The sequence below is a fragment of the Streptomyces sp. NPDC001056 genome (assembly GCF_053598955.1).
The window spans coordinates 172,365-178,855 of record NZ_JBSFLI010000016.1 but is presented as its reverse complement, the minus strand read 5'-3'; the positions used below and the strand labels follow the sequence as shown (position 1 = coordinate 178,855).

At 70.2% G+C, this 6,491-nt stretch carries 6 protein-coding genes; 5 read left to right on the top strand and 1 reads right to left on the bottom strand.

Annotated features, from left to right (window positions below; all coding sequences use genetic code 11):
* From ACWDD7_RS20625 to ACWDD7_RS20605, 5 genes are all read left to right on the top strand, one after another.
* Positions 1-795: Ig-like domain-containing protein (locus ACWDD7_RS20625; protein ID WP_450458379.1), on the top strand; the 795-nt coding region annotated here is incomplete at its 5' end.
* 331 nt (positions 796-1,126) lie between these two features.
* Positions 1,127-1,351, top strand: a complete 225-nt coding sequence (locus ACWDD7_RS20620; RefSeq protein ID WP_351881396.1) for a chaplin family protein — start codon at positions 1,127-1,129, stop codon at positions 1,349-1,351.
* Positions 1,352-1,555: 204 nt separating this feature from the next.
* On the top strand, positions 1,556-2,977 hold the full coding sequence (locus ACWDD7_RS20615) for a transcriptional regulator (protein ID WP_450458377.1): 1,422 nt from the start codon (positions 1,556-1,558) through the stop codon (positions 2,975-2,977).
* A gap of 770 nt (positions 2,978-3,747) precedes the next feature.
* Complete coding sequence (locus ACWDD7_RS20610) at positions 3,748-4,836, top strand: hypothetical protein (protein ID WP_450458376.1); 1,089 nt, start codon at positions 3,748-3,750, stop codon at positions 4,834-4,836.
* A gap of 233 nt (positions 4,837-5,069) precedes the next feature.
* Positions 5,070-5,741, top strand: coding sequence for a FadR/GntR family transcriptional regulator (locus ACWDD7_RS20605; protein ID WP_351871439.1), 672 nt, complete (start codon positions 5,070-5,072; stop codon positions 5,739-5,741).
* Positions 5,742-5,772: 31 nt separating this feature from the next.
* On the opposite strand, the gene ACWDD7_RS20600 is transcribed toward ACWDD7_RS20605, so the two are convergent.
* Positions 5,773-6,423 (bottom strand): hypothetical protein, encoded by a 651-nt coding sequence (locus ACWDD7_RS20600; protein ID WP_450458375.1) that lies wholly within the window; start codon positions 6,421-6,423, stop codon positions 5,773-5,775.
* Positions 6,424-6,491 lie beyond the last annotated feature (68 nt).

Sequence of the window (6,491 nt, the reverse complement as noted above, 5' to 3'; positions counted from 1 at the left end):
GGAACCGTCAGCTTCTTCGACGGCGCCACCCTCATCGGCACCGCACCACTCAGCGGCGGCACCGCCACCCTCACCACCTCCGGACTCGCCGTCGGCACCCACTCCCTCATCGCCGTCTACAGCGGAAGCACCAACTTCGGCAGCTCCGCCTCCCCCATCGACACACAGACCGTCACCAAGGCATCGACCACCACCACCCTCACCTCCACCCCCAACCCGTCCACCGTCGGTCAGGCCGTCACGCTGACCGCGACCGTCGCCGCCGTGCCGCCGGGTACCGGCACGCCGACCGGAACCGTGAGTTTCTTCGACGGCGCCACCCTGCTGGGCACCAGCACCCTCGTCGGCGGCACCGCCACCCTCACCACCTCCAGCCTCACCGTCGGCACCCACTCCCTCACCGCCGTCTACAACGGAAGCGCCACCTTCAACCCCTCCACCTCGCCGGTGGTCACTCAGACGGTCACGAGCGGGGCTCCGGCCGCAACGAACCTGACGGCGACAGCGGGGACGGCCACGATCGGCTCTGACGGCCTCGCCCATGTCTCCACCCTGAAGGCCACGTTGACGGTGCTCAGCTCCGGCGCACCCGTGCCAGGGCAGACGATCACCTTCAAGGTCGGCACCACCACGCTGGGTACGGCCGTGACGAACGCCTCCGGTGTGGCGCAGCTCAGCAACGCGACCGTGGATCCGCAGACCATCATCCGGTCGGGCAGCCGCTACACGGCGACCTTCGCGGGAACGTCCTCCTTCGCGGCGTCCAGCGCCACCGCCTCACTCGTCCTCGCCTGATCGGCCCTTCGAAGGCGGCTCGTTCTCACAGAGACGCCGCAGCACGCCCGAGCGGCACCCTCCGCGGTGCCGCTCGGGCAACCGTTCCTCCTCCGCGAGCCGCCGTGGCGCCCCCTTCGCCACGGCGGCTCCGGCAAGCCGGCTCCTCGAACAGCGGTGGTGCGCGGTAGCGACACGACAGGCCCGTACCGAAGTACCATCCGCCAAGTGAGCGAGAGCACTTGGTCCGCGTTACTGCGGAAAATCGACGCTCGTTCTCCCGTGTGACCACACCCCGCCAACCCGAGCGGGGCACTTCACTCAGGAGACTCCTGTGACCTTCGCAAAAAGGATGTCATTCGCTGCCGTTGCCGTCGGCAGCCTGGTGATGACGGGCGCCGGGATCGCGTCGGCCGACACCGGGGCGATCGCGGTGAGCAGCGACAGCCCGGGCTTTCTGTCCGGGTTCTCGGCTCCCGTCGTCACCACCAACCCGCTGAACAACTGCGGCAACTACACGCCGGCGGGCGCGAGCCTCCTTTCCGGGACGGCCGGGGACACCTGCCTGATCGATTAGCTCGGAACTGTCACCATGAACGCGGACCGGGATACCCCGGTCCGCGTTCGACTTTTCGATAGTCCGGTTGACGGGCGGTCAACACCATGAACACCTGTAGACCCCCCATTCATCACCCCTTCGCATATGCCCAGGCCAAGGACAGGGGGCAGAGTATGCTATGCAGAACACGCGGAGAATCAGCGAAATATGCAGGAGCGTGTCATGGCCGCTCGACCCCTGTTGGGCCGTCAACCGAATCGACTTTTACAGGCACTTGTTCAGGAAACCGGTGTGTCCAATGCGGGGCTGGCACACCGGATCAACCTGTGCGGTGCCGAATACGGACTCGACCTCCGTTACGACAAGACATCCGTCAGCCGCTGGTTGAAGGGCCAGCAAGCACGCGGGTTGACCCCCCAGATCGTCGCCGAGGTGCTGAGCAGGAAGCTCAACCGCGAGGTCACTGTCGCCGAGATCGGCATGGCGGACTTCACGGCACGGCACTCGCCCAAGGCGGGACTCACCTTCGTGCCTCCCTTGTCCGGAGCGATCGACCAGGTCTGCGGCTTATGGCGAGCCGACGCAGGGCGCCCCGCCTACGCACAAGGTTCCAGCGTGGGCACGCCCCGTCTTCTCGCATCGTGCCGGGACTGGCTGGCAGGCCAAGCCGACACGGACGTCTCGCGGTCGGCCGGATGCCACGTCGGCGCGGCGGACATCGAGACGGTGCGCGTGATCACCCAGGACCTGGCCGCCGCCGACCACCGTTTCGGGAGCGGCCACATAAGGCCGATCGCGGTCCACTGCCTCAACACCCTGGTCGCGAAGCTCCTCAAGGGCTCGTACAGCCAGCGCACGGGACGCCGGCTCTTCGCCTGCGCGGCCCGATTGACGGAACTGGCGGGTTACATGGCGGTCGACATCGGCAGACCGGGACTCGCACAGCGCTATTACATCCAGGCCCTGCGGCTCTCGCAGGCAGCGGACGATCGCGGCTACGGCGCATACATCATCGCGAGGAGTATCTGTCACCTCGCGGTCTCTTCCGGCCACACGCGGATGGTCGTTCAGGCGGCCCGCATCGCCTTCCAGGGCAGCCCGCAGCCGGCCCCACCCACGCTCCGCGCGCTCCTGCACGCATCGGAGGCCCGCGGGCACGCCGTCGTCGGTGACCTCCCCGCCTACCGGAACGCCGCGGTACAGGCCCGGGAGGCGCTGGCACAGGCCGGGACGGAGAGCGAACCGGAGTGGGCCGAGAACTTCGACCAGGCGTATCTTGCCGGTGAACTGGCCCATTGCTGCCTCGCGTTGGATCAGCCGGACCTCGCGATGCGGGAAGCGACCCGAGCCCTCTCGGCCCACCCCGGGTCCCGGAAGCGCAGACGGACCATCGACCTCCTTCTCCTGGCCACGGCCCAACTACGGGCGGGGGAAGTGGAGGATGCCTGCGCCACCGCCACGTCGGCCGTCCGGCTGTCCGTCGATTTACGGTCCAGCCTGTGCAGCGGATATGTGGATCATTTCCAGTCGCTGCTGGCCGATTCCTCCCGGGTGGCTGCCGCCCGGGAGTTCGAAGAAGCGCTCATGCGCGCCCGCACGGAAAAGCGGAATCAGGAAGCCGCCGACGCGCACTCGGACGCGTGACAGGGGTGGTACATCGACGCTTTCTCTTGTGTGCACCCGACGGGCGTGAGAGGTACCGGTGAATTCTTGATGAGGTTCGGCGCCGGGTGCTGCAATGGAAACATCCACGCCGGTCGACAGCCCCGGACGGGGCTCGGCAAACGGCCGTCGGCTTTCCCGTCAACGGAAGGACCAAGGCGACGCCGCCGTATGCCGGTGGGCAGCTCCGCCGTGGGGACGGTGGATCCGTCAGTCGGTGCCAGCTCGGAGGGCGCCGACTGACGCGCGTCCACAGCGTGACCGGAACCATCGCCCGGTGAGCGCCGATACGACCCGGATCGGCGCGGACCGACACGGTGGCGCGTGCGCCTCCCGGCCCCTCTTCCGTGCCCGCTGTCGGCCCGTCACCTGCTCCCTCGTTCCAAGGTGTCGAGGCAAGGGGCGAGCGACGCGCGGCGGCGGCGTACCACCGCCCTTTCGTGTCCCCGTGCCGATGTCATCCGCTCGGCCCATCTCCCTTCACCACGGCGGCAGGTGGCTCGCGCCGCCGGCCAGGGCCGAGGCGCGCCGTGCCATCGCGATCGGGCTGCCCCGAACGTCCCGGGGACGCACGCCCGGCCTCCCACCCCCGTGTGATCGTGTTGCTCATCCAGGCGATCTCCTGTGGCGTGGTCCTGATGCACCCCGCAAGATCGCATGTGAGAGAACGGTGAAGAAGCGCCAGCGTGGCCCCCTCACGTCCGTAGCGGTCCTCGTTCTCGGTCACCCCACTGACTGTCAGGAGAGTGTCCATGCAAGTCACACACGACCCGCGGGCGGCGCGTACCTCCCGAACCCGAACTCTCCGCGGGGCCCTCGCCCGACGCGGCGGGCTCTCGCTCACCACCGCGGCGGTCACCCTGTTCGCCCTCGTACTCCCCGCCACCGGCTCGCAGGCCGCGACGGAGCATTCGAGGGCGGGGGTGTCGACGTGGCATTCCGGGGGGAACGACGGCTGGCGAGACCACCGCGTCTACGTGGCCGACCAGGCCGACGACGCGGTGTCCGTGATCAACACCTCCACCAACAGGGTGATCGGCACCATCCCGGTGGGCGAGACGCCCTTCGGCGTGGCGGTGTCCGAGCACCTCCAGCGCGCGTACGTGACGAACCACGGCGGGAACTCGGTATCCGTGATCAACACGGCCACCAACACGGTGACCGCCACGATCCCCGTCGGCACAGGGCCTTACGGGGTCGCGGTGGACTCCTCGCGGCGACGGGTTTACGTAGCCAACGAGACCTCCGGCACGATCTCGGTGATCAACACGGCCACGAACTCGGTCACGGCGACCATCAACGTCGGGGGCAGCCCGTTCGCCGTCGCCGCCGCCGAGCGGCTCGGCCGTGTCTACGTGACCGATATCAACGCCAACCACGTGTCCGTCATCAGATCCTCCACCAATGCGGTGACAGCCACTGTTCCCGTGGGCGACACTCCGGTCGCGGTGGCCGTGGACGAGTCCAGGCACCTCGCGTACGTGACCGATCAGGCCGCCAACGCGGTCTCCGTCTTCAGCACGAGGACCAACTCGGTCACGAAGACGATTCCGGTGGGCGCCACCCCCTTCGGCATCGCGCTGGCGCTGTGGCGCGGCAACGCGTACGTCGCCAACCAGGGCGACGGCACCGTGTCCGTCATCAACAGGCAGAGCGGGACGGTCTCGGGGACGGTTCCGGTCGGCCAGGCACCGACGGGAGTCGCCGCCGACCCGCTGTGCGGCCATATCTTCGTGACCAACCTCCTGTCCAACACGGTCTCGGTGATCAATCCGGTCACCAGGACGGTGATCGTCACGATCCCCGTGGGCACCGCCCCCAGCGGGGTGGCCGTCGGCTGAGTGACGGCACCGTCTCGCAGCGGTGACCTCCGTGCCCGGACGGCGAGCGGGCCGGGGGCCGCACGGCGCATCGCGGGGCGGGACGGGCCGGTCGGCCCGTCCCGCCCCGCGACGGTCTGCCGCGCGGACGCGTCGTCAGCGGGGGCTCGCCACCACGCCCCGGCGCCGGGGCCTGGCCTGGCCCCGCGCACGGCGGAGGGCCTTTTCGGATGCCGGGCCGCTACCCTCTGGCCATGGCGGCGCGGGACCTTCAGGAGCGGATCAAGAAGCTGATCGTGGACCGGCGGCTGCCCCCGGGGGCCCCGCTGCCGACCGAGCCGGAGCTGATGGAGTTCCTCGGCGCGAGCCGGAACTCGGTGCGCGAGGCGCTGAAGGCGCTCCAGGCGATGGGCATCGTGGAGATCCGGCACGGCTTCGGGACGTACGTCGGTCCGATGTCGTTCGCCCCGATGATCGAGGGCCTCGCCTTCCGCACGGTCGTCGGCCACTACCGGGGCGAGGACTCCCTGCTCCAGCTCCTGGAACTGCGCGAGGCCGTGGAGACCGGCCTGGTCTCCCGCCTCGCCGGACGGCTGCCGGAGAGGGACCTGGCCGAGCTGGACGCGCTGGTCGACCGCATGGAACAGCAGGCGGCGCAGGGTGCCGGCCTCGCCGACACCGACCGCGCCTTTCACGCCACGCTCTACCGGGGCCTGGACAACGCCCTGCTCAGCGAGGTGCTGGAGGCGTTCTGGGACGCCTTCCACCGGGTGCGCCTGGACCTGGTGGACGTGCCGCAGGACCCCCGCGTCACCTGCCGCCGGCACCGGGAGATCCTGGACGCGGTCCGCTCCGGGGACTCGCCGCGGGCGGAGCGTGCCATGAGGGACCACTTCGGGAACGTGCGGACCCGGCTGTCGGGATGAGGCGGGCTCCGGCTGCCGAGGTGAGGCCGGCTCAGTGAGGACGCCGGGGGCGGCGGGCGCGCAGGCCCACGACGGCGGCGATCGAGGCGAGCGCGAGCCCTGTCACGGCCTGGGCGGTGCCGGGGCCGGAGCCGCTGGTGGCCACGGTGGCGAAGTGCGCGGTGGCATCGGCGCCCGCGTCGACGGGGACGGCGGAGGCTCCTTTGTCCTTGGCCGCGACCCCGGCCACGGCATCGTTCCCGGCCGCGGCGTCGTTCCTGGCCATGGCGTCGTTCCTGACCACGGCATCGTTCCTGGCCATGGCGTCGTCCTCGGCCGCGGCATCGTTCCTGGCCATGGTTTCCTCGGCCACGACCCTGATCGTGCCGCTGACCACCCGGTCGGCGCAGGCGACCTTGACGTCGTAGGACCCCGGCCCGACCGTGGAGCCGACTCGGGTCCTGCCGGACAGGGTGCCCTGGCTGCCGGTGAGGCGGGCGTCGGCGGTGAAGGCGCGGGAGGCGGCGGTGGCCTGCCGGCCGGTGCAGCCGCTGACCCGCAGGGTCACATCGGCCCCCGGTGCGGGAGCTTCGGGCGCCGCGGCGAGGGTGCCGGCGTCCGCGGCGTGCGCCCCGGGGGCCGTCGTACCGAGCGCGGCGACGGCCAGCAGACCGCCGCACACAGTGAGGGGTAGTGAGCCCATCGTGAACCTCCAGACACTCAGGAGGTTCTCCCGGCCGGGCCGCCCCCGCATCCCAGGGGGGCGCCCCG